24 protein-coding genes are annotated in these 23257 nt (G+C 69.4%); 12 read left to right on the top strand and 12 right to left on the bottom strand.

The genetic code is table 11. The annotated features are described in order from the left end of the window. Positions 1-20: 20 nt before the first annotated feature. The 6 genes from ispG to K3A85_RS03575 all read right to left on the bottom strand — a co-directional run bounded on the left by ispG (position 21) and on the right by K3A85_RS03575 (position 4464). Positions 21-1157 carry a flavodoxin-dependent (E)-4-hydroxy-3-methylbut-2-enyl-diphosphate synthase gene (gene ispG / locus K3A85_RS03550; RefSeq protein ID WP_225205123.1) on the bottom strand — a complete coding sequence of 379 codons (1137 nt, stop codon included), beginning with the start codon at positions 1155-1157 and terminating at the stop codon, positions 21-23. Positions 1158-1166: 9 nt separating this feature from the next. Further along, positions 1167-1721 carry a GNAT family N-acetyltransferase gene (locus K3A85_RS03555; protein ID WP_225205124.1) on the bottom strand — a complete coding sequence of 185 codons (555 nt, stop codon included), beginning with the start codon at positions 1719-1721 and terminating at the stop codon, positions 1167-1169. A 44-nt stretch (positions 1722-1765) separates the two neighbouring features. Beyond that, positions 1766-2188 (bottom strand): hypothetical protein, encoded by a 423-nt coding sequence (locus K3A85_RS03560; protein WP_225205125.1) that lies wholly within the window; start codon positions 2186-2188, stop codon positions 1766-1768. Positions 2189-2266: 78 nt separating this feature from the next. Beyond that, positions 2267-2737: a GFA family protein gene (locus tag K3A85_RS03565; RefSeq protein WP_225205126.1), complete on the bottom strand. Its 471-nt coding sequence runs from the start codon at positions 2735-2737 to the stop codon at positions 2267-2269. A gap of 5 nt (positions 2738-2742) precedes the next feature. Then, positions 2743-4173: a metalloprotease TldD gene (gene tldD / locus K3A85_RS03570; RefSeq protein WP_225205127.1), complete on the bottom strand. Its 1431-nt coding sequence runs from the start codon at positions 4171-4173 to the stop codon at positions 2743-2745. 63 nt (positions 4174-4236) lie between these two features. After that, complete coding sequence (locus K3A85_RS03575) at positions 4237-4464, bottom strand: zinc-finger domain-containing protein (protein ID WP_225205128.1); 228 nt, start codon at positions 4462-4464, stop codon at positions 4237-4239. 99 nt (positions 4465-4563) lie between these two features. Between K3A85_RS03575 and K3A85_RS03580 the strand changes: the two genes are divergently transcribed. Further along, entirely contained in the window at positions 4564-5502 is a 939-nt protein-coding gene (locus tag K3A85_RS03580; protein WP_225205129.1) for an ABC transporter ATP-binding protein, read from the top strand. Positions 5503-5518: 16 nt separating this feature from the next. Here the strand turns inward: K3A85_RS03580 and K3A85_RS03585 are convergent, their stop codons facing one another. Beyond that, entirely contained in the window at positions 5519-5680 is a 162-nt protein-coding gene (locus K3A85_RS03585; RefSeq protein ID WP_225205130.1) for a hypothetical protein, read from the bottom strand. A 195-nt stretch (positions 5681-5875) separates the two neighbouring features. Here K3A85_RS03585 and nadB point away from each other — a divergent pair, with 195 nt between their 5' ends. Next, the gene (gene nadB / locus K3A85_RS03590) at positions 5876-7459 is read left to right on the top strand and encodes an L-aspartate oxidase (RefSeq protein ID WP_225205131.1); all 1584 of its coding nucleotides are present in this window, start codon (positions 5876-5878) and stop codon (positions 7457-7459) included. A gap of 35 nt (positions 7460-7494) precedes the next feature. Here nadB and K3A85_RS03595 read toward each other — a convergent pair whose 3' ends face one another. Next, positions 7495-7743: a GlsB/YeaQ/YmgE family stress response membrane protein gene (locus K3A85_RS03595; RefSeq protein ID WP_225205132.1), complete on the bottom strand. Its 249-nt coding sequence runs from the start codon at positions 7741-7743 to the stop codon at positions 7495-7497. A gap of 544 nt (positions 7744-8287) precedes the next feature. Between K3A85_RS03595 and K3A85_RS03600 the strand changes: the two genes are divergently transcribed. Together K3A85_RS03600 and K3A85_RS03605 are read left to right on the top strand one after the other, a co-directional pair. Next, positions 8288-10315 (top strand): ribonucleoside-diphosphate reductase subunit alpha, encoded by a 2028-nt coding sequence (locus K3A85_RS03600; protein ID WP_404822881.1) that lies wholly within the window; start codon positions 8288-8290, stop codon positions 10313-10315. A gap of 361 nt (positions 10316-10676) precedes the next feature. Further along, positions 10677-11102 carry a PepSY domain-containing protein gene (locus tag K3A85_RS03605; protein WP_225205134.1) on the top strand — a complete coding sequence of 142 codons (426 nt, stop codon included), beginning with the start codon at positions 10677-10679 and terminating at the stop codon, positions 11100-11102. A gap of 245 nt (positions 11103-11347) precedes the next feature. Here the strand turns inward: K3A85_RS03605 and K3A85_RS03610 are convergent, their stop codons facing one another. Beyond that, positions 11348-11560 (bottom strand): DUF2171 domain-containing protein, encoded by a 213-nt coding sequence (locus K3A85_RS03610; RefSeq protein ID WP_225205989.1) that lies wholly within the window; start codon positions 11558-11560, stop codon positions 11348-11350. A gap of 800 nt (positions 11561-12360) precedes the next feature. Between K3A85_RS03610 and K3A85_RS03615 the strand changes: the two genes are divergently transcribed. Continuing rightward, on the top strand, positions 12361-13416 hold the full coding sequence (locus tag K3A85_RS03615) for a ribonucleotide-diphosphate reductase subunit beta (RefSeq protein ID WP_225205135.1): 1056 nt from the start codon (positions 12361-12363) through the stop codon (positions 13414-13416). A gap of 1119 nt (positions 13417-14535) precedes the next feature. Here the strand turns inward: K3A85_RS03615 and thiS are convergent. After that, the gene (gene thiS / locus K3A85_RS03620) at positions 14536-15552 is read right to left on the bottom strand and encodes a sulfur carrier protein ThiS (RefSeq protein ID WP_263624619.1); all 1017 of its coding nucleotides are present in this window, start codon (positions 15550-15552) and stop codon (positions 14536-14538) included. A gap of 63 nt (positions 15553-15615) precedes the next feature. Next, complete coding sequence (locus tag K3A85_RS03630; RefSeq protein WP_225205136.1) at positions 15616-15987, bottom strand: MerC domain-containing protein; 372 nt, start codon at positions 15985-15987, stop codon at positions 15616-15618. Positions 15988-16128: 141 nt separating this feature from the next. Between K3A85_RS03630 and K3A85_RS03635 the strand changes: the two genes are divergently transcribed. From K3A85_RS03635 to K3A85_RS03665, 7 genes are all read left to right on the top strand, one after another. Next, a complete protein-coding gene (locus K3A85_RS03635; RefSeq protein WP_225205137.1) occupies positions 16129-17175 on the top strand; it encodes a COX15/CtaA family protein in 1047 nt (348 codons plus the stop codon). 140 nt (positions 17176-17315) lie between these two features. Next, entirely contained in the window at positions 17316-17795 is a 480-nt protein-coding gene (rplM, locus tag K3A85_RS03640) for a 50S ribosomal protein L13 (RefSeq protein WP_225205138.1), read from the top strand. A 4-nt stretch (positions 17796-17799) separates the two neighbouring features. Further along, positions 17800-18336 carry a 30S ribosomal protein S9 gene (gene rpsI / locus K3A85_RS03645; protein ID WP_225205139.1) on the top strand — a complete coding sequence of 179 codons (537 nt, stop codon included), beginning with the start codon at positions 17800-17802 and terminating at the stop codon, positions 18334-18336. Positions 18337-18513: 177 nt separating this feature from the next. Then, complete coding sequence (locus K3A85_RS03650) at positions 18514-19197, top strand: glycosyltransferase family 2 protein (protein WP_225205140.1); 684 nt, start codon at positions 18514-18516, stop codon at positions 19195-19197. Between the two features lie 75 nt (positions 19198-19272). Further along, positions 19273-20022 (top strand): glycosyltransferase, encoded by a 750-nt coding sequence (locus K3A85_RS03655; RefSeq protein WP_225205141.1) that lies wholly within the window; start codon positions 19273-19275, stop codon positions 20020-20022. A gap of 92 nt (positions 20023-20114) precedes the next feature. After that, complete coding sequence (locus tag K3A85_RS03660) at positions 20115-21881, top strand: tetratricopeptide repeat protein (RefSeq protein ID WP_225205142.1); 1767 nt, start codon at positions 20115-20117, stop codon at positions 21879-21881. Next, positions 21878-22282 (top strand): DUF6165 family protein, encoded by a 405-nt coding sequence (locus tag K3A85_RS03665; protein ID WP_225205143.1) that lies wholly within the window; start codon positions 21878-21880, stop codon positions 22280-22282. Before K3A85_RS03660 ends, K3A85_RS03665 begins: the two co-directional genes overlap by 4 nt. On the opposite strand, the gene K3A85_RS03670 is transcribed toward K3A85_RS03665, so the two are convergent. Beyond that, positions 22273-23208: a 1-phosphofructokinase family hexose kinase gene (locus K3A85_RS03670; protein ID WP_225205144.1), complete on the bottom strand. Its 936-nt coding sequence runs from the start codon at positions 23206-23208 to the stop codon at positions 22273-22275. The genes K3A85_RS03665 and K3A85_RS03670 overlap by 10 nt on opposite strands. Between the last annotated feature and the right edge of the window lie 49 nt (positions 23209-23257).

Consider the following 23257-nt stretch of genomic DNA (forward strand, 5'->3'; position numbering starts at 1 on the left):
CAGGCGTGCTTCGACAACGCCTACTCCGCCGCCTCGGTCACCTCGCCCGCATCGGTGGTGGCGGCCTCGATCTCGGCCGCCTTCTTCTCGACCAGCGCGACGATGTGGTCGAGCATCTCTTCCGATTGCACGTGGTGATCGGTCACGCCCGAGAGATAGACCATGTGCTTGCCGTTGCCGCCGCCGGTCACGCCGATGTCGGTCTCGCGCGCTTCGCCCGGGCCGTTGACGACGCAGCCCAGCACCGACAGCGAGATCGGCGTCTTGATGTGGGTCAGCCGCTTTTCGAGCGCTTCCACCGTGCGGATCACGTCGAAGCCCTGGCGCGCGCAGCTGGGGCACGAAACCACGCGCACGCCGCGGGTGCGCAGGCCCAGCGCCTTGAGGATTTCGAAGCCGACGCGCACTTCCTCTTCCGGCTCGGCCGACAGCGAAACGCGCAGCGTGTCGCCGATGCCCGCCCAGAGCAGGTTGCCGATGCCGATCGAGGACTTGACCGTGCCGCCGATCAGCCCGCCCGCCTCGGTGATGCCGAGGTGCAGCGGGCAATCGACCGCTTCGGCAAGGCCCATGTAGGCGCTGACGGCGAGGAACACGTCGGAGGCCTTCACCGCCACCTTGTATTCGTGGAAATCGTGGTCCTGCAGCAGCTTGATGTGATCGAGTGCAGATTCCACCAGCGCCTCGGGGCACGGCTCGCCGTACTTTTCGAGCAGGTCCTTTTCGAGGCTGCCGGCGTTCACGCCGATGCGGATGGCGCAGCCGTTGGCCTTGGCCGCGCGCACCACTTCGGCCACGCGCTCGTTCGAGCCGATGTTGCCCGGATTGATCCGCAGGCACGCCGCGCCCGCGTCGGCGGCCTCGAGCGCGCGCTTGTAGTGGAAGTGGATGTCGGCGACGATCGGCACGCGCGCCGCCTTGACGATCTTGCCGAAGGCGGCGGTGCTCTCGACGTCGGGGCACGAAACGCGGATGATGTCGGCGCCGGCTTCCTCGCAGCGCCGGATCTGGTCGATCGTCGCCACGGCATCGCTGGTCGGCGTGTTGGTCATAGTCTGGACGGTGATCGGGGCATCGCCGCCGACAGGGACCGAACCGACCATGATCTGGCGGCTCTTGCGACGCGCGATGGTGCGCCAGGGACGGATCGAAGACATGGGGTCGTCCTATACCTGCGCCGCGGCAGCGAGGCTACCATCGGCAGGAGTCATCTTGCGCGCATAGAGGAATTCGGGGTCGCAATGGTTGCCCACCCAGAATTCGATGTCCGCGATCTTGGCGAAACCGTAGCGGTGGTAGAACCGCTGTGCGTCGAAATTCTCGCTGTAGACGGTCAGCTGCACCTCGTCGGCGCCCTCGTGCGCCGCCTGCGCCAGCGCCCAGTCCATCAACCGCTTGCCGAGGCCCCCGCCGATCCGCGCCGGGTCGGTGTAAAGCTGCTTGAGCTCGAGCGGGCGCACCGCATCGCTGTAGCCTTCCGACAGCGTGCTGCTGAGCACCAGCTTGCAGAACGCGATCAGCGCCCCGTCCTCCTCGATCACCGCGATGCGCATGCCGGGGTCGGCGATTTCCGCGGCAACCTTGGCGTGGCTGTGCGCCTGGCCGAGGAAGGTCGCGAAATCCTCCGGCTTGTAGAGGTGCTCGAACTTGGCCGCGACCGCGCGGCGGCCGAGGTCGGCGAGCGCGGCGGTATCGGCAGGCGTGGCGAGGCGGAGAATCATCGCTCCCGTCTAGCCCCGCGCCCGGACGGTTTCCAGCGCGGCGGTTACTTCGCCGCGGCGACCTTCACCTTGGTGTACGGCACGAAGGTGTCGAGCCCGACGAAGCCCCGCCAGAAGCCGCTGACGCGGTCGACCAGCTGCACCGTATCGACGCTGCACAGCTGCGAGCCGTAGAGCCGGGTGACGAGGATCGCGTCGTCGTCGAGCGATTCCACGCCCGTGCGCGGCCGCTGGACGTAAAGCGTGTTGCCCGAATCGTAGACGATCGCGGTCTTGTCGATCACCCGCGCCGACGAGATCGTCGGGTTGTTGATGCAGTTCACCGGCTCGCCGGCAACCCGGCCCTCGAGCATCTTGGCGAGCTGCTGCTCGCCGGTCAGCCGCGGTTTCGCTTCCGCAACGCCCGCCGCCAGCACCATTACCCCGGCCGCCAGGGCGAGGCCCGTCGCGCGCAAGATCCTTGCCATGATTCGCGTGTCCTTTCGCGTTCGATCGCAGATCGATAATCCCGTCCTGCTGAACCGGCGCTGACCGGCCTGTCGCCTCTAACGCGTCGCAGCGGCCGGGCCTTCGCCCCGCGCCAACGCTGCCCAGGCGTACTCCTCCGGCTGCGTCTCGAACGTCGGCACGTCCTGTGGCAGCACGATCCACGGCTGCTTGTCGCGCACCCAGACGTGGAACGCGGGCACGATCTCCGGGCTGTCGTCGCGGGTCCCGGCCCGGATCGTCGGCCAGTCGGGCCGCCGCTCGTTCACGGTATAGAGCCGGGTCAGGCAGAACGGGCAGGCATGGTGCGTCACGCGCGCCCCGCTCGCCGCCAGCACCGTGCCCGAAATCGTCTCGCCGTCGACGACGAGGTCGGCCGCCGCGACCTGCTGGTTCAACGCGAAGGACGCGCCCTGGCGGGTCTGGCAGCCGATGCAATGGCAGGCATAGGGGCGCATCCCGGCGTCGATCGCGCGGTAGCGCACCGCGCCGCAGCCGCACCCGCCAAGGATCGTATCGCCCTGCGCCACGGCGCTCAGGCGGTGCCGCCCACGGTCAGGCCTTCGACCAGCAGCGTCGGCTGGCCCACGCCCGCCGGCACCGATTGCCCGCCCTTGCCGCAGATGCCGACGCCCTCGTCGAGCGCCATGTCGTTGCCGATCCCGGTCACGCGGGTGAGCACCGTCGGCCCGTCGCCGATCAGCGTCGCGCCCTTGATCGGCGCGCCGAGCTTGCCGTTCTCGACGCGATAGGCCTCGGTGCAACTGAACACGAACTTGCCGCTGGTGATGTCCACCTGCCCGCCGCCGAAGCTCCTGGCATAGATGCCGTTCTTCACGCGCGACAGAAGCTCGGCCGGGTCGTCCTCGCCGCCGCGCATGAAGGTGTTGGTCATCCGCGGCATCGGCGCGTGGGCATAGCTTTCGCGGCGACCGTTGCCGGTCGGCTCCACGCCCATCAGCCGCGCGTTGAGCCGGTCCTGGATATAGCCTTTCAGGATTCCGTCCTCGATCAGCACGTTCTCCTGCGTCGGGGTGCCTTCGTCGTCGATCGAGAGCGAGCCGCGCCGCCCCTGCCCGTTGACGCCCAGCAGCGAGCCGTCGTCGATCACCGTCACGCCGGGCGCGGCGACGCGCTGGCCGATGCGGCCCGAGAACGCGCTGGTGCCCTTGCGATTGAAGTCGCCCTCGAGCCCGTGGCCCACCGCCTCGTGCAGCAGCACGCCGGGCCAGCCGGGGCCGACCAGCACGGTCATCTCGCCCGCCGGCGCCGCCACCGATTCGAGGTTCACCAGCGCCTGCGCCAGCGCGCTGTCGATCGCGCGGTTCCAGGTCTCGGGCGCGAACAGGTCGTCGTAGAGCCGCCGCCCGCCGATGCCGAAGGTGCCGGTCTCGCGCCGGCCGCCCTGCTCGGCGACGATCGAGACGTTGAGCCGCACCAGCGGCCGCACGTCGTGCGCGACGAAGCCGTCGGCGCGCACGATCTCGACCACCGACCAGCTCGCCGAGAGCGAGGCCGAGACTTGCGCCACGCGCGGATCGCGCGCGCGCGCCGCCGCGTCGATCGTCTCGAGCAGGCGGACCTTGGCCTCGAACGGCACGGCGTCGAGCGGCGAGGCGTCGGTGTAGAGATGGCGGTTGCTGCTGCACGGCGGCGGCGCGGGGCTGCCCTTGGCCGGATCGAGCAGCTTGAGCGTTTCGCCCGCGCGCGCGATCGCAGCGGCGGAAATCTCGTTGGCATGGGCAAAGCCGGTCATCTCGCCCGACACCCCGCGCAGGCCGAAGCCCGCATCGCGCGAATAGTCGGCGGTCTTGAGCCGCCCGTCGTCGAAGCCGAAGCTCTCGGAGGCGATGAACTGCAGGTAGAGCTCGCCGTCGTCGCAGGCCTTGAGCGTATCGCGCGCCAGCCGCAGGGCGTCGTCGGGGGTCAGAAGGCCGGGGCGATAGAGCAGCGAGCGGGTGTCCATCCGCCCGATATAGGCGCACTTGCGCGCGCTTGCTACTGCACCGGCATTACCGGCGCGACCGGATCACTCCGGATTGATGTCGCCGGCCGAGACTTCGCGCAGGCCGGCCTCCGCCGGGCCGCCCTTGAGCACGAAGCGGCGGTCGCAATAGCCGCATTCGGCAAAGCCCTTCTCGTCGATTTCCATGTAGACGCGCGGATGGCCGAGCGCGCTGCCGCCACGAATGTCGGTCGCGCCGTCGCACCACACGCGGGTGGCATCGGTGAAGATCGTTTCGGGAGCCTGGATCATGGTGCCCGCGCGCTAGCAAAACCGCAGGGGCGCGACAAGCGGGCGGTGATCCCTAGTTGGCCCTTTACCTCGCCGCGCGGCGCGGGCAGGGAAGGCGGCATGACCACGCCCCCCGCCATTCTCATCCGCGATCTCGTCAAGCGCTACGCCCCCACCGGCAGGGCGCCGGGCAAGCTCGCGCTCGACGGCGTCAGCTTCGACGTGCCGCAGGGCCAGATCTTCGGTCTGCTCGGCCCCAACGGCGCCGGCAAGTCGACGCTGATCAACACGCTCGCCGGGCTGGTGATGAAGACCTCGGGCCATGTCGAGATCTGGGGCCACGACATCGACCGCGACCAGCGCAACGCCAAGGCCTCGATCGGGATCGTGCCGCAGGAGATCGTGTTCGACCCCTTCTTCACGCCGGTCGAGGTGCTCGACATCCAGGCCGGGCTCTACGGCGTGCCCAAGGCGCAGCGCCGCTCGATGGACCTGCTGCGCGCGGTCCACCTCGCCGACAAGGCCGATGCCTATGCCCGCTCGCTGTCGGGCGGCATGAAGCGCCGCCTGCTCGTCGCCAAGGCGATGGTCCACCGCCCGCCGGTGCTGGTGCTCGACGAGCCCACCGCCGGCGTCGACGTCGAACTGCGCCGCCAGTTGTGGGAGCTGGTGGTCAAGCTCAACCGCGAGGAAGGCGTGACCGTGGTCCTCACCACGCACTACCTCGAAGAGGCCGAGGAACTCTGCGACCAGATCGCGATCATCAACCACGGCAAGCTGATCGCCAACAAACCGACGCGCGAACTCGTTGATATGGCAAGGGAAAAGATCGTCGTCCTGACGCTCGACCGCGAGGTTTCCGCTGCACCGCAGCATCCCGCTTTCCTCAAGAGCACCGTCACCGGCGAGCGCGCGGTGGAGATCGCCTACGACAAGGACCGGATGAACGCCGGGCAGGTGCTCGCGCTGGTCCAGGACCAGGGCTACGCCATCGCCGACGTGTCCACGCGCGAGGCCGATCTCGAGGATGTCTTCGTCCGCCTGACCACCGCCGGCTGAGGCGAAATCCGGGCGTTCAGGCGGCGTCCACCGCCTCGCGGCGCCAGCCGCCGCGCGGCTTGCGGCGGATCGTCGCGCTGCAGTGGCGGCAGTGCGAGACATAGCCCAGGCCGTCCCACGAGATCCGCTCCCGCTTGGGTCGATGGCGATCGAACAGGCACATCACGCGTCCCAGCATTTGCCCAGGGCCCCTCGGTGGCGACGGAAGATCCATAATGGATTATATTGCACCTGCGAAGTGAATTTAAGGTAATTAATCCGATTGTTGGTTACTTGCTGTTTAGGAAGGTTGCCCTTGCGAACCGGCTTTTCAAACCCACGCCGGGGGCGCAAAGGGACAGGCCCACGTCCCTAGCTGCGGGAAACGCCTCGCTTGACCCAACACGACGTCCTGATCATCGGCTCCGGCGCCGCCGGCCTCACTGCCGCGCTGGTGCTCGCCGAACGCTGCAAGGTGCTCGTCCTCGCCAAGGGCGCGCTCGACGGCGGCTCGACCAACTGGGCGCAGGGCGGGATCGCCGCGGTGCTCGACGAGGGCGACACCTTCGACAACCACATCCGCGACACGATGATCGCCGGCGCCGGGCTCAACCGGCGCGAGACGGTCGAATTCGTGGTCGAACACGCGCCCCAGGCGATCCGGCGCCTCGCCGACCTCGGCGTGCCGTTCAATGCCGAGGAAGGCAGCCTCCACCTCACCCGCGAGGGCGGGCACTCGCACCGCCGCATCGTCCACGTCGACGACGCCACCGGCGCCGCCGTGCAGAAGGCGCTGCTCAAGGCGGCGACCGACCATCCCAACGTGACCCTGCTGCCGGGCCATGCCTGCATCGACCTCATCACCGGCCGCCACGAGGCCGAACGCTACTCGGGCTCGGGCCGGGTCTGGGGGGTCTATGCGCTCGACGAGGCCTCGGGCCGGGTCGAGGCCTATACCGCGCGCGCCACGATCCTCGCCACCGGCGGCGCGGGCCGCGTGTACCAGTTCAGCACCGCGCCGCGCGGCGCCACCGGCGATGGCATCGCCATGGCCTGGCGCGCGGGCGCGCGCATCTCCAACATGGAGATGATGCAGTTCCACCCGACCTGCCTCTACAACCTCGAGGTCAAGAACTTCCTCATCACCGAAGCGGTGCGCGGCGAAGGCGGGCGGCTGATCAACCCGCGCACCGGCAAGCGCTTCATGGAGTTCTACGACGCCGAACGGCTCGAGCTTGCCCCCCGCGACGTCGTCGCGCGCGCGATCGACGCCGAGATCAAGCGCTTCGGCCTCGACTACGTCCATCTCGACATCAGCCACATGCCGGCCGAGTTCGTGCGCGGCCACTTCCCCAACATCTACGAGCGGCTGCTCGGGCTCGGCATCGACATGACCCGAGCGCCGATCCCGGTGGTGCCGGCGCAGCACTACACCTGCGGCGGCATCCTCATCGATCTTGCCGGCCGCACCGACCTGCCCGGGCTCTATGCCGCGGGCGAATGCACCGAGAGCGGCCTGCACGGCGCCAACCGCCTCGCTTCCAACTCGCTGCTCGAATGCTTCGTGTTCGGCGATGCCGCCGCGCGCGACATCCTCGCGCGCTGGGACAGCTTCGATGCGCCGCCCGCCGTTCGCCCGTGGGACGAAAGCCGCGTCACCGATTCCGACGAGGAAGTCGTCATCAAGCAGAACTGGACCGAAATCCGCCGCTTCATGTGGAACTACGTGGGCATCGTGCGCACCAACAAGCGGCTCGAACGCGCCGCCCACCGCATCAAGCTGCTGTTCGACGAGGTCAACGACTACTACGGCCACTTCCGCGTCTCGACCGACCTGATCGAGCTGCGCAACCTGCTGCAGAGCGCCGAACTGATCGTCCGTTCGGCGCGCGCGCGGCACGAAAGCCGCGGCCTGCACTACAACCTCGACTATCCGCAGACCGAGGCGGCCCCGCGCGATACGATCCTGGTGCCCTGAGGCGCGGGGCCGGCGCTCGGCGCGGGCCGCTCGCGTCAGATGTGCCGGCCGATGAAGATCAGCACGATCGCCCCGATCACCGAGGCGAGGCACCCGGCGCGGCTGACGCCTTCGCCGAACGTGCCCTTGTCGCGCCAGCTGGCGAAGAGCCCGGCCACCAGCGAGCCGCCGATGCCGAGCAGGATGGTCTTGACCAGCCCCATCTCGACCGCGCCGGGATAGACGAACCGGGCGAGCGCGCCGACAACGAGGCCGGTGACGAGTATCGACAGGATATTGAGCATGGCAACTTGCACCTTCCGTTCGGCTTGCGCCGGCCTTCGCGTCCGCCGCGATTTTCCACAGGAGGTCGCAATGGAGCAAATTTATTTTGCGGCCTTGCGATAGGGTCTTGAACAGCGCCTCGACCCACGCGTCGCTGCACTGCACAATGACTGTCACTGCGGTGAAACGAATCACGCGTGCGACGAACCGAATCGCCCTTCGGGCCATCCCCCCCTTGTGTCTGAAACCGGTTGAGGCACTATGGATTGTGGTTGAACCGGTGGGGGACCTCTAGACCTAGTTGGACACGCGCGGGCACCGCACGGTGCGCGGCAGCGTCCTGCGCCTTGCGCGCACCGGGTCGAAAGGTCGTTCGCCGCAGCGCCACATGTCGCGGGATAAGGGAACTTCGTTCCACTTATGTTCCAAACCATGTAGGATCGGGCAGGCCCCGATTCGACCGGCCGGCCAGGGATGCAAGCGGATGGGCCGCGCGCGTCCCGGCTGCGGCAGGATCACGAAACCGCCTCGCGCGTCGCGGGGCACGCGAAGCGGGGGTTGCAGGTGGATTTCAGGACTGGGGACGGCTCCGTGACGGCACAGGATGAACTGGGTTTCGACAGCAGCGCGGAAACGATCGCGCCCGAGGCCCCCAAGGACGAAAAGGCGATCGGCATGGGCGCGAAGGACCAGGGCAGCGACACCCTGCTCGCCGGGATGGCCGCGAGCGTGGCGGCGGCGACCGTCGCGGCGTCGGCGCCTGCGGCCAAGGTCGATTCCAAGACCGTCCAGCCGCGCCGCTTCACGATCGTCACCGACGCCAGCCGCGATGCGCTGCTGACCGCTTTCGGCAAGGACACGCTCGACGACCGCTACCTGCTGCCGGGTGAAAAGTACCAGGACCTCTTCGCCCGCGTCGCCGATGCCTATGCCGACGACCAAGCGCACGCCCAGCGGCTCTACGACTACATTTCCAAGCTGTGGTTCATGCCGGCGACGCCGGTCCTGTCGAACGGCGGCACCGGGCGCGGCCTGCCGATCTCCTGCTACCTCAATTCGGTCGAGGACAGCCTCGAAGGCATCGTCGGCACCTGGAACGAGAACGTCTGGCTCGCCTCGCGCGGCGGCGGCATCGGCACCTACTGGGGCAAGGTCCGCGGCATCGGCGAATCGGTCGGCCTCAACGGCAAGACCAGCGGCATCATCCCCTTCGTCCGCGTGATGGACAGCCTGACGCTGGCGATCAGCCAGGGCTCGCTGCGCCGCGGCTCGGCCGCCTGCTACCTCGACATCTCGCACCCCGAGATCGAGGAGTTCCTCGAGATCCGCAAGCCCTCGGGCGACTTCAACCGCAAGGCGCTGAATCTGCACCACGGCGTGCTGCTCACCGACGAGTTCATGGAAGCGGTGCGCGACGGCGCCGAATTCGCGCTGCGCAGCCCCAAGGACGGCTCGGTGCGCGGCAAGGTCGATGCGCGCTCGCTGTTCCAGAAGCTGGTCGAGACCCGCCTCGCCACGGGCGAGCCCTACATCGTGTTCAACGACACGGTGAACCGCACGATGCCCAAGCATCACCGCGATCTGGGCCTCAAGGTCTCGACCTCGAACCTGTGCTCGGAAATCACCCTGCCGACGGGCCGCGACCACCTCGGCAACGACCGCACCGCGGTGTGCTGCCTGTCCTCGCTGAACCTCGAAACCTGGGACGAATGGAACGGCGACAAGCAGTTCATCGAGGACGTGCTGCGCTTCCTCGACAACGTCCTGCAGGACTACATCGACCGCGCGCCCGAGGAGATGGCCCGCGCCAAGTATTCGGCGATGCGCGAGCGCAGCGTCGGCATGGGCGTGATGGGCTTCCACTCGTTCCTGCAGAAGAAGGGCATCGCCTTCGAGAGCGCCATGGCCAAGGCCTGGAACCTCAAGATGTTCAAGCACATCGCCGCCAAGGCCGATGAAGCTAGCCTGCTTCTGGCGCAGGAGCGCGGGCCCTGCCCGGATGCCGCCGACATGGGCGTGATGCAGCGCTTCTCGTGCAAGATGGCGATCGCGCCGACCGCGTCGATCTCGATCATCTGCGGCGGCACCAGCGCCTGCATCGAGCCGATCCCGGCCAATATCTACACGCACAAGACGCTGTCGGGCTCGTTCGTGGTCAAGAACGAGTACCTCGAAAAGCTGCTGCAGGAAAAGTCGAAGGATTCCACCAACGTGTGGAACTCGATCCTCGAGCGCGGCGGCTCGGTCCAGCATCTCGATTTCCTCTCCCCTGAGGAAAAGGCGATCTACAAGACCAGCTTCGAGATCGACCAGCGCTGGCTGCTCGAGTTCGCGGCGGACCGCACGCCCTACATCGACCAGGCGCAGTCGCTGAACCTCTACATCCCCGCCGACGTCGACAAGTGGGACCTGCTGATGCTCCACTTCCAGGCGTGGGAGAAGGGCATCAAGAGCCTCTACTACCTCCGCTCGAAGTCGGTCCAGCGCGCTGGCTTCGCCGGCGGCGTCGAGGCCGACAACACCGCCAGCGCCCCGGTGATCGAACTGGCCGCCGGCCAGACCGACTACGAGGAATGCTTGGCCTGCCAGTGATGGCGCAGGAGAAAGCGCGGGCCATGACGGTAACGCCTCACGTTGCTGACAACTGGCCCGCGCTGCTTTTCGCGGCCCCTTGGCGCTCGTGGTCGGGACCGCAGTGGCATTGAAGGCCCTGTGGCAGTGACCTCGCAGACGCATCTAGCTTTTCCCCCCTCCCCGTCGGGGAGGGGTTGGGGGTGGGGGAGCGCGGCCCGGCCGCGCGTCGACGCCAGCGCTGAACACCCCCACCCGTCCTCCCCCATGAGGGGGAGGGGCGACGCCCCGTTACACCCCGCGACACTTCGCGGCTTGCTTCCCCTTGCGACAATGCGCGACACGGGCGCCGCTTGCCTGATCCCAGCAGGTGGCGCTACGGATGCGAACAATTCGCAATATCAAAGGGGATCTCTTCATGCGCAAGTGGCACCGCTGGCTTTCGGTGTTCTTTTCGGTGTTCCTGCTGTGGATCGCGCTGACCGGCGTGGCCAGCCAGGTCGTGCCGCTGCTCGCGGGCGGCGACGGCGACCGGCCGAAGGCGGCCCAGGCCTCCGCCAAGCCCGCCTTCGTCTGCCCGCCCGACTACATGTGCCGGCCCAAGCCCAAGCCCGGCGACCCGCGCGCGCTGGTCGGCCTCTTGCATCATCTCCACTCGGGCGAGAGCTTCGGGCCGGCGGGCGTGGCGATCGCGACGCTGTCGGGCTTCGCGATGGTGTTCTTCAGCTTCTCAGGCCTCTGGCTCTACATCCAGATGTGGCGCAACCGCGCGAGCCGCAAGCTCAAGCCCGGCTGGTTCTGGAAGTAGAAGCAGGCTCACGAACGACGGCGCGCAGCCCCGCCCGGCCTCTCATCTCACGATATGCTGGATGGGAGGCCGGGTGGGGGTGCGGGCCGGCGCCGAGCAAGCGATCGGCTCGGCCGATCGCGGACCATGCACACCGACAGAAAAACGCCCCGCCTTGCGACGGGGCGCCTTCCGGCCTGGCCATTTACGACGTGGCGCGGCCTGGCTCCGAAGGGGACGGAGCTTTGGCGTCGGGGCGCTCGCCCTTATTCCTCTTCTTCCATGCCATAGGCGACGTCGGCATTGGCCGAGAGGCGCACCTTGTCGCCCTCGACCCCGGCCACCAGCGCCAGCGGAATGTAGTGGTGGTGGCCCTCGTGGGCGCCCATCCCGCTGTCCTTCTTGGTCAGCTTGATGCGGCCGCCCTCGACGTGGTCGACCGTGCCGAGGTGCACGCCGTCGGCGCCGATCACTTCCATGTGCTCGGCAACCTGGCTCGCCGCCTGCTGATCGACCGGGGCGTCACGACCGGTGACCGCGCCGCTTCCGCCCTGCTGGTCGCGCTCGTTGTTCTGGAACTGCTCCTGCTGGCCCGAGCCCCAGCTGCCGTCCTGCTGCTGCTGCGATCCGGCCTGCTGTTCGAGCTGCGGGTCGGCGGTGAACTGCACGCGGCTGCCTTCGGTGCCGCTGTTCGCGCTGGTCGCGCCGCCCAGCCCCTGGTTCTGGCGCCCATCCTGGCCGCTGCCATAGCCCATCTGGTCGCCCTGCTGGCCCGAGCCGCCGGACTGCTGCTCCATCTGGCTGCTGCCGCCCTGCTGCTGGTTCATCTGGCCGCTGCGCTCGCCATCGCCGTTCCAGCGCTGGCCGCCTTCGTGCTGGTCGGCTCCGCCCGCGCTGCGCACGCCCGACTGCTGCGGCGCGCCGTTGCCGGCGCCGGTGACATTGCGCGAATCGTTGGGTTCGTATTCACCCATGGTGAATCTCCTCGTGGTTCTGGTGATGACCGCGTGCCGCCCGCGACCCGTTCGCGCCGGCACCCGCTTGTCCCTCCAATGCCGCGCCAAACCCGCCGTTCCCGCACCAGCACCCGGGGGCAAGGCGCTGCGCCCGCCCGCGCCGCGCCTGCGCCGAACCGAGTGGCCGCCGCCGCGCCCTGCGCTTGCCCGCGTTACGGCGGTGGAAAACCCTCAGCCTGCCCGCGCGGGAAGCCCGCGCCCGCTTTCACCGCCGCCCCGCACACCCTACATTCCCACCGCTGATTCCAAGAGGACCCGGACCCATGCCCCTTCTCGAAGCCCGCAAGACCTACAAGCCCTTCGAATATCCCTGGGCCTACGAGTTCTGGAAGCGCCAGCAGCAGATCCACTGGATGCCGGAAGAAGTGCCGCTGGGCGAGGATTGCCGCGACTGGGCGCAGAAGATCAGCGAGCACGAACGCAACCTGCTAACGCAGATCTTCCGCTTCTTCACCCAGGCCGACGTCGAGGTGCAGGATTGCTACCACGAAAAGTACGGCCGCGTGTTCAAGCCGACCGAGGTCAAGATGATGCTCGCCGCCTTCTCCAACATGGAGACGGTGCACATCGCCGCCTACTCGCACCTGCTCGACACCATCGGCATGCCCGAAAGCGAATACGGCATGTTCCTCGAGTACGAGGAGATGAAGGCCAAGCACGATTACCTGCAGCTGTTCGGCGTCGAAACCGACGAAGACATCGCCCGCACCCTCGCCATGTTCGGCGGCTTCACCGAAGGGCTCCAGCTCTTCGCGAGCTTCGCCATGCTGATGAACTTCCCCCGCTTCAACAAGATGAAGGGCATGGGCCAGATCGTCAGCTGGTCGGTGCGCGATGAATCGCTCCACTGCGAAGGCATCACCCGCCTGTTCCACGCCTTCGTTCAGGAGCGCGGCTGCCTGACCAAGGCGGTGAAGGAAGACATCATCGACTGCTGCCAGAAGACCGTCCGGCTCGAGGACGCCTTCATCGATCTCGCCTTCGAGCAGGGCCCCGTGCCCGGCATGAGCCCCAAGGAAATCAAGCGCTACATCCGCTACATCGCCGACTGGCGCCTGGGCCAACTGGGCTTCCAGCCGATCTACATGATCGAGGACCACCCGCTCCCCTGGCTCGCCCCGCTGCTCAACGGCGTGGAACACGCCAACTTCTTCGAAACCCGCGCCACCGAATATTCCAAGGCCGCCACCCGCGGCAACTGGAACGACGTCTGGTCGAGCTTCGATTCCCGCCGCAAGGCCAAGACCGCCGCCAACGAACCCACCACCGAAGAAGCCGACGTCGACATGTTCGGCGCGGCTGGGATTGCGGCCGAATAACCACCACGACCCCGCGCGCCCTGCCCGCGCCCCTCTCTTACGCGTCACCCCGGACTTGATCCGGGGTCCCGCTTCTTGAGGTTCGGGCAGAGGCAGGAACAAAGGGATTGATGCGAGGGGCACAGCCCCTCGCGCTCCCATTGATGGCCGCCTTGCGCGCGATCTCTACTACGCCCCGCTTAACTTGCCCGACAAAATCATGCGGGAGCTTCCCGCCGATCCTCCCCTGGAAGGGGAGGGGGACCACCCGCAGGGTGGTGGAGGGGTACCGCGCAGCACCTGCCGGCGAAGAAAAAGGACGATCCTTCGACAAGCTCAGGATGGACGGGAAAGAGCTGACCGAACGTGACTCCGCAGCCCTGCGTCCTTCCTTCGGCGCAACCCCCGAAGCCCCCCGCACCCCGCGCCGCATCCGCAAGGCCAAAGCCGGAAGACGTCCCGGGAGCGCGAGGGGCCATGCCCCTCGCACCTACCTTCTCTTCCTTCTCCGCGCTCTCTGCGATTCCTGCGCGAACCCTCCCCAACCCATCTTGACACGACTAACCATATAGGTTATACGCCACCCCACGGACCGGGAGCGGCATGGCCGGCTTGCTCTTCGCTCCTTCGGGGTTGCGCCCATGCGGCAAGGCCCCGACGCGACCGGCGCGGGTCGGCGCTGCGGGAAGCCGGATCTCTCACCAGATGCGGCGAGCGAGGGCGTTAAGCCCCAAGTCCCGGGCACAAACCCAGCCAGTGCAACGGACGGGCGGATGTGGTGCGGCGGTCCAGCCGCGTGGCAGCGCTCCCATGAAGTCCGGTTCCGGTCCGGCCTGGCCCCCTCGCGCGGCCCTGCTTATCCCGGAACTTATCCTTAGGGACTCGCTACGGACCCGATGCGGCACGCGAGCCGTCGCAAGGGATACGAGCCCCCGTCCGAACAAGGCCGAGCCGTGCGGGATCCAACGCCCCGCCGGCCACTCGCCACAGCGTTCACCGCCCTCCTTCGCGCAGCGCCAGGCAATGGCGCCCGCGCCGGTCGCGCAGGTCCGTGCCCGTTTCCCCAAGGCATTAGGTCCGGGTTCGCCGCCGGATGTCGGGGCGTGGGCCTCAGATCGGCCCGGCAAGCGGGCGTGGGTCTCAGATGAGTCCGGCAAGCGGACTGGAGGGATCGGCGTACTTGCGCGTGGCCATGCGCCCGGCGCGGTAGGCGGCGCGGCCGGCTTCGACCGCCAGCTTCATCGCGCGGGCCATCCGCAGCGGGTCCTTGGCCTCGGCGATGGCGGTGTTCATCAGCACGCCGTCGCAGCCCAGTTCCATCGCCACCGCCGCATCGCTCGCCGTGCCGACGCCGGCATCGACCAGCACCGGCACCTTGGCGCCTTCGACGATCAGGCGGATGGTCACGCGGTTCTGGATGCCGAGGCCCGAGCCGATCGGCGCGCCCAGCGGCATCACCGCGACCGCGCCTGCATCTTCCAGCTGCTTCGCCGCGATCGGATCGTCGGTGCAATAGACCATCGGCGCGAAGCCTTCCTTGGCCAGCACTTCGGTGGCGCGGATGGTTTCGACCATGTTGGGGTAGAGCGTCTTTGCCTCGCCCAGCACTTCGAGCTTGACCAGGTCCCAGCCGCCCGCCTCGCGCGCGAGGCGCAGCGTGCGGATGGCGTCTTCGGCGGTAAAGCAGCCGGCGGTGTTGGGCAGGTAGGTGATCTTCCTGGGGTCGATGAAGTCGGTCAGCATCGGCGCCTTTGGGTCCGAGACGTTGACCCGGCGCACGGCGACGGTGACGATCTCGGCGCCCGACGCTTCGACCGCGGCGGCGTTCTGGGCGAAGTCCTTGTACTTGCCGGTGCCGACGATCAGGCGCGAGCGGAACGTGCGGCCCGCCACGGTCCAGGTATCGTCGTCGTCCGGCCCGGTGTCGCCCTGGCCGCCGCCGACGAAGTGCACGATCTCGAGCACGTCGCCGTCGGCCAGCGGCACTTGCGCCAGGGTCGAGCGCGGCGCGATCTCGCCGTTGCGCTCGACCGCGACCTTGGCCGGATCGAGTTCGAGGCTGCGCACGAGATCGGCGATCGTGCCGGGCGCGGTGCGACGCGGCTCGCCGTTGACGGTGAGCGAGAGCAGGGCGGCGGGGGAGGGAGAGCTGGCCATGCGCGCCGATGTAGCGCCGCGCTGCCGGGGCGCAAGGGCGCTAAAAGGACAGCGGCCCGCCGATCAGCAGCTGCGGCGCAGGTTGATCACGTGCGCGCAGGCGACGAGCACCACGCCGATGATCGTCAGCAGCGCCTCGCCGCGGCCGTGGTCGACCAGCACCGCGCCCAGCATCAGCGCGAGGCCGCTCGCGCCGATCGCCAGCGGCAGGCGGTGGCCGTGGCGCAGCGCGGCAAGGCCGATCGTGCTCGCGCCGACGAGCAGCGCCAGCACCAGGCCGATGCGGTGGATCGCCGGGTCGAGCAGCACCCCGCCGCCGAGGCCGAGCACGCCGACGAGGAACAGCCCGGCGAGGCAATGGATCAGGCACAGCCCCGAAAGGAGCACGCCGAACCGGTCGAGCCGGGCACGCAGGGCGGGGAGGGCGGAAGGCATCGCGCAGACCGATATATGTAACACTATAACATCACGCAATGGCCTAAGTGGATTCCCGTCCGGTCGCCCAAATCGGCGCGCGCCCGTTTGCCCCCCGATACCGCTTGCGATTCGCGGCAGGCAGTCGCAGAGCGCCGCGCCATGGACAGCGCCCTCCGACCCGCCCCCCTTGCCCTTGCTCGCTGGCTCTTCGTCGTCGCGGCGATGGTGCTCGGCATCGTCGTCGTCGGCGGGATCACCCGGCTCACCGAATCGGGCGTCTCGATCACCGAATGGAACGTCGTCTCGGGCACGCTGCCGCCGCTGACCGAGGCGGCCTGGGCTGCCGAATTCGCCAAGTATCGCCAGACGCCGCAGTACATCCTCGTCAACGGCCCGGCGGGAATTACGCTCGCCACCTACAAGTTCATCTTCTTCTGGGAGTGGGTCCACCGCCTGCTCGCGCGCACGATCGGCGTGGTCTTCGCCCTGCCGCTCGTCTGGTTCTGGATGCGCGGGCGCATCCCCGAAGGCTACAAGCCGCGCCTGCTCGCGCTGCTCGCGCTGGGCGCGTTGCAGGGCGCGGTCGGCTGGTGGATGGTCAAGTCGGGCATCGTCCACGACATCAAGGTCAGCCACTTCCGTCTCGCCGCGCACCTGCTCGTCGCGCTGACGACGCTCTCCGGCCTCGTCTGGACCGCGCTCGACCTGCGCGCCCTGCATCGGGGGAGCCCGCGCGCGCGGCTGACCGGGCTTGCCGCGCTGGCACTCGGCGTGCTCGGCGTCCAGCTGCTGTGGGGTGCGCTCACCGCGGGCCTGCGCGCCGGGGTGACGGCGGGCGCGGGCTGGTTCAACTGGGACGCCTGGCCGCTGATGCAGGGCGCATTCGTGCCCGCCGGGATCGACTGGGCGCGGGGTGCGCGCCATGCCCTGCTGTCCGATCCGTTCCTCGTGCCCTTCATCCACCGCTGGTGGGCCTGGGGCGTGGTCGCGGTGCTCGTCGTGCTCGCGCGCAAGGTGCGCCGCACGCGCCGCGCCGCTTCGGTCGCGATCCATGCCGCCTTCGGCACGCAGATCCTGCTCGGCATCGCCACGGTCTGGAGCGGCGTGGCGATCTGGCTCGGCGTGCTGCACCAGCTGACCGGCGCGCTGCTGCTGGTCGCGACGACCTGGGGCGCGCACATCGCGGGCCGCAGATCGGCCGCCTGAAACCCTTGCGGTATCATTTTACCGCTTCGGAAAGCCGCCCGAAAGCTTGACTTGTCGCGCGCTTTCCAACAAAGGCGCGCTTCCTCGTCGCGCCGGGCCGATGCCCGCATGCGGCGTACCCGATTCTTAAGGACCCAGCCATGAAGGCTCTCAGCAAGGTCACCCGGTCGATCAAGCCGGCCGAGGTGGAAAAGAAGTGGCATCTGATCGATGCCGAAGGCCTGGTGGTCGGCCGCCTGGCCGTCATCGTCGCCAATCTCCTGCGCGGCAAGCACAAGCCGAGCTTCACCCCGCACGTCGATTGCGGCGACCACGTCGTCGTGATCAACGCCGACAAGGTGAAGTTCACCGGCAACAAGCTCAAGGACAAGGTGTACTACAAGCACACCGGTTATGCCGGCGGCATCAAGGAAGTGACCGCAGCCAAGGTGCTCGAAGGCCGCTTCCCCGAGCGCGTGCTCGAAAAGGCGGTCGAGCGCATGATCCCGCGCGGCCCCCTCGGCCGTGCGCAGATGCGCGCGCTGCACCTCTATGCCGGCGCGGAACACCCGCATGCCGGTACCCAGCCCGAAGCGTTCGACGTCGCTTCGTTGAACCGCAAGAACAAGGTGGGTGCATAAAGCCATGTCCGACACCGATACCGTTTCGAGCCTGGCGGATCTGAAGACCCTCACCGCCAATGCCCCCGCTCCGGCCGCTGCCGCCGCCGACGCCGATGCGCCGGTCGTCCCGGCCGCGCCCACCGCGCCGCTGCGCGAGCGTGAAGTCGACGCCCAGGGCCGTTCCTACGCCACCGGCCGCCGCAAGGACGCCGTCGCCCGCGTGTGGCTCAAGCCCGGTTCGGGCAAGGTCACCGTCAACGGCCGCGACCAGGAAGTCTACTTCGCCCGTCCGACCCTGCGCCTGGTGATCAACCAGCCGTTCCAGGTCGCCGGCCGCGAAGGCCAGTACGACATCGTCTGCACCGTCAAGGGTGGCGGTCTTTCGGGCCAGGCCGGCGCGGTCAAGCACGGCATCGCCCAGGCGCTGTCGAAGTTCGAGCCCGCCCTGCGCGGCGCGGTCAAGGCCGCCGGCTTCCTCACCCGCGACCCGCGCGTCGTCGAACGCAAGAAGTACGGCCGCGCCAAGGCCCGCCGCAGCTTCCAGTTCAGCAAGCGCTGATCCTCTCCTCTTTCGCCCGGCTGTCTGCGCGCCTGCGCAGCGCCGGGACGGCATCAAGGGCCGCGTCGTTCGTCGACGCGGCCCTTTTTGCTTGGCCGGCGCGCGGGACTTGTCACATTTCCGTCCGCAACCGCGCATAAGTCGCTGCGGTCACGGGCAACGTCGGGGGGCGTGGGAATGAGCGAAGCGGCAAGGACGACGGTGTTCTGCGCGGTCTGGCACAAGGATCCCGATCGCCACGCGCTGCTGCGCGCGCATCGCGCCAACCTTGCCGCGCAGACCCGCCCGGTCGAGGTGATCTACGTGTTCGACAACGGCGACGACGTGCCCGCCGACCTCGACGCGCGCACGATCCGCCTCGGCGAGCCGGTGACGATCTACGAGGCGTGGAACTTCGCGCTCGCCGGAGTGCGCACGCCCTTCGCGATGAACCTCAACCTCGACGACCGGTTGTGCAGCGATGCGGTCGCGCAGATGGAGCGCGCGGCCGAGCGCGAGCAGGCGATGCTCGTCGGCGGCGACTGGAAGATCTGCTTCGCCAAGGCCGAATGCGACGCCACCGGGCCCTGCCGCCCGGCGATCGACCTGCCGTTCGATCCCGCCTGGCCGCCGGCGCCGATGCCCGGGCGCAGCGTCCGCCTCGGCAGCGGCAGCGGCGATCGCGGCACGTTCGGCCCGGCCGTGCTGTGGCGGATGGACGTCCACCTGCGCCTGCCGCGCTATCCCTACCGCACCGCCGCCGGCGAACCGATCCGCAGCGTCGCCGACACCGTGTTCTGGTCGCTGGTCGACCAGCTGCAAATGAAGCGCACCCGCCTGCCGCTGATCGTCGGGCACTACCTTTCGCATCCTGCCGCCTAGGCCGAATTCCGCCACGGCGACGAGTTGTCGCGGCTCGCCGGGCAGCCGATCAGCCTGATCTGAGACCGCACCGCCATGCCTGCACCCGAACGCCTGCCGACCGTCAGCGTCGTCACCCCGACCTACCGCCGCCACAATTTCCTCGAGCAGCTGCTGCGCTGCGTGCGGCTGCAGGACTATCCGCGCGAACTGATCGAGGTGGTGATCCTCGACGACAGCCCGCGAGCGCCGGTGCTCCGGCCCGAATGGAAGGCCGACCTTGCCGTCCGCGTCGTCCACAGCGCCGCGCGCGTGCCGCTGGGCGAGAAGCGCAACCGGTTGCACCGCTATGCCGATGGCGAGGTGATCGTCTGCTTCGACGACGACGACTGGTATCCGGCGCAGCGCATCCGCCACGCCGTCGAATCGCTCGCGGCGAGCGGGTTGCCGCTGGCGGGGTCGAGCGTGCTGCCGATCTGGTTCACCGCGACCGGACGGATGGTCGCCTACGGGCCCTATGGCCCCAACCATTCGTGCAACGGCGCGCTCGCCTATACCCGCGACTACGCCCGCCGCCACAAGCACGACGCCGCCCGCGCCTCGGGCGAGGAGCCGGCCTTCACCAACGGCTTTACCGAGCCGATGGTCCAGCTCGATCCGGCGCGGACGATGCTGGCGCTCGCCCACGGGCGCAACACCGTGGCCAAGACCGAGGAAGGCGATATCCGCACGCCGCTGCCCAACGTCGTCGCGATGCCGTCGCTGCCGCAGGCGAGCTGGCGCGACTGGGTGACCGACGAGGACAGCCGCGCGTTCTATCGCCGCACCTTCGATCTTGCCGACTAGGCGGTGACCCGGCGCCCGTCAGGTTCGTCACGTTCTTCACCTTCGTCACGTTCGCCACGAAGCCGCAACATCCCGGCGGCATTGCTTGGCCCATGTCTCCTTCGCCCGAACACCTGCTGACCATCGCGCGCGCCGCCGCGCGGCGGGCCGATACCGGCGCGGCGAGCGATGCGCTGGCGCAAGTGCTCGAACGCTTTCCCGCCAACCGCCGCGCGCGCGACGAACTGGCCGCGCTGTTCGGCATCGCCCCGCCGCCCGCGCCGCCGCCGCCCGCGGCCTTCGCGCTGCTCGAGCGGCTGTGGAACGAGGGCCGGATCGAGCTGCTGCTGCGCCAGATCCACCTGCTGCGCCTGCTCTGGCCCGCCGATCCCGCGCTGGCCGCGGCGCAGGCCGATGCGCTCGTCGCGCAGGCGCGCCTGGCGATCGAGGACGGCGCCGCCGAAGCCGCGCTCGCCGCGCTCGACCTCGCCGAGGCCGGGCTCGCGGTCGCCGGGGAGGCCGATGCCGGCGCGCTCGCCAATACCCGCGCGGTCGCGCTGGTCCATCTCGGCCGCCATGCCGAGGCCGAGGCGGCGGCGGCGCGGGCCTGCGCGCTCGCGCCCGACGATCCCGCCGCGCACGCCAACCGCGCCGGCGCGCTGCGCGAACTCGACCGCCTTGCCGAATCGCGCGCCGAATGGAGCCGCGCGCTCGAGCTTGCGCCCGAGACGCCCGCGCTGCTCGACGGCCTTGCGACCACGCTGCTGTGCGAAGGCCGCTTCGACGAGGCGGTGGCGACGGCGCGCCGCGCGCTCGCCGGCGCGCCCGGGACGCCCGAGCTGCACAACCACCTCGGCGCCGCGCTGCAGCAGGCAGGCGCGCTGGCCGAGGCGCGCGCCGCGTTCGATGCCGCGCTGGCGCTGCGCCCGCAGTTCCCCACCGCGCTGTTCAACCTCGGCACGCTCGACCTGCTCGAAGGCGATTTCGCGCGGGGCTGGCCGCGCCACGAATGGCGCGCCGACAACCTCGGCGCCGATGGCCCGCGCACGCCGCCTTTCCGCATCGGACCCGAGCTTGCCGGGCAGCGCATCCGCGTCGATTTCGAGCAGGGCCTAGGCGATACGCTCCAGTTCGCGCCCCATGCGCGGGCGCTCACGCGCCATGGCGCGGCGGTCACCCTGGTGGTCCAGCCGCCGCTCGTCGCGCTGCTGCGCCCGGCCTTGCCCGACCTTGTGGTGACCACGCCCGACCAGGCGACCGGTCCGTTCGACGCGCAGGTCTCGCTGCTCTCGCTGCCCTATCTGTGCCACCTCGCGGGCGAGGCGGTGCCGAGCGAGCCCTGGCTCCGCGCCGAGCCGGCGCGCGTCGCCGCCTGGCGCGAAAGGCTTGCGCCCGCGCCCTTCCGCGTCGGCATCTGCTGGCAGGGCAGCACCGGACGGATCGACGCCGGCCGCTCGTTCCCGCTCGCTGCCGCCGCGCCGCTGGCGCGCGTGCCGGGCGTCGCGCTGGTCAGCCTGCACAAGGGCACAGGGCTCGCCCAGCTCGACCGGTTGCCCGCCGGCATGGTCGTCGACGTGCCCGCCGAACCGTTCGACGCGCCGGGCGAGGCTTTTCTTGATACGGCGGCGGTGATGCAGGCCTGCGACCTCGTCGTCACGTCGGACACCTCGGTCGCGCATCTGGCCGGCGGGCTCGGCGTGCCCACCTGGGCGATGCTGCGCCACACGCCGGACTGGCGCTGGGGCGCGCAGGGCGAGGATTGCCGCTGGTATCCGGCGATGCGGCTCCTGCGCCAGAGCCGCGAGGGGGACTGGGACGGCCTGTTCGCGCAGGCCGCCCCCCGGCTCGCCGCGCTCGTCGGCGCAAGGGGCGCGGCGTGACCTCGCCCGCCGGCATGGCGCTGGTGCCCGCCGCGTGGGGCGAGGTGATCGACAAGATCACCATCCTCGAGCTCAAGCGCGCGCGGATCGCCGATGCCCAGGCGCAGGCCAACATCCTGCGCGAACTCGACGCGCTGCTCGCGATCGTCGCCGAACGGCTCCCCGCGCCCGAGCGCATCGCCGCCGAGCGCGCCGCGCTCGCCGCGGTCAACGCCGAGCTGTGGGAGGTCGAGGACGCGCTGCGCGACAAGGAGCGCGCGCAGGCGTTCGATGCCGAATTCGTCGCGCTCGCCCGCGCGGTCTATCGCAAGAACGACCACCGCGCGGCGTTGAAGCGCGCGATCAACCTCGCCACCGGCTCGGCCATCGTCGAGGAAAAGAGCTACCAGGCCTACGCCTGAACGAGCCGCACCTGCGGCAACAGGCGCGCGACGTCCTCGGCGCGGGCGAGATCGGTGCCCGCGCGCAGCACCGCCGCGCTGCCCGCCGCGACGCCGTGGCGGAACGCTTCTTCGACCGCCATGCCGCCCGCCAGCGCGAAGACCATGCCGGCGACGAAGCTGTCGCCCGCGCCCACCGCGCTCTGCGCCGCGATGTCGAGCGCCGGGGCATGCACGCTGCCGCCCGCGTGGGTCAGCACCGCGCCTTCGTGGCCGAGCGTGGTGGCGACGATCCGCGCCTGTCCCGCCGCGACGATGCCCGCCGCGGCCTCGGCGATCGCCGCCACGCTCGCGAGCTTGCGGCCGACCAGCGCCTCGAGCTCGCCCCGGCTCGGCTTGACGAGCGCGATGCCGCCGCCGGCCAGGCCCTGGCGCAGGGCCTCGCCCGAAGTGTCGAGCACCAGCGGCACGCCGCGCGCGGCGAGGCGAAGGCTAAGCGTCGCGTAGAAGTCCGCCGGCATGCCCGGCGGCAGCGAGCCGCTCGCCACCAGCCATTCGCAGGGCGTCCGCTCGATCGCCTCGAGGCCGGCGGTCCATTCGGCCTCGCTCACCGTCGGCCCGGCGGGGGTGAAGCGGTATTCCTTGCCGCTCGCGTGCTCGAGCGCGTCGAGCGCGATCCGCGTCGGGCCGGCGATGGCGATGCGCGTGCGGACCAGCTGGTGCAGGTCGAGCAGGCCGTCGAACGCCGCCCCGGTGGCCCCGCCCGACAGGTAGATGCAGCGCGCATTGCCGCCCAGCCGCACGAACACGCGGGCGACGTTGATGCCGCCGCCGCCGGGGTTGTAGTATTCGCGCGAAGTGCGGATCTTGTGCGTCGGCACGATCCTCTCGACCTCGTAGGCGACGTCGATCGTCGGGTTGAGCGTCAGCGTGGCGATGGCGGGCATGGCAAATGATCCGTCTTGCTGGGCCAAGGATTTCCTTCTCGCAGCAACG

The organism is Novosphingobium huizhouense (assembly GCF_020179475.1).
Classification (GTDB): Bacteria; Pseudomonadota; Alphaproteobacteria; order Sphingomonadales; family Sphingomonadaceae; genus Novosphingobium; species Novosphingobium huizhouense.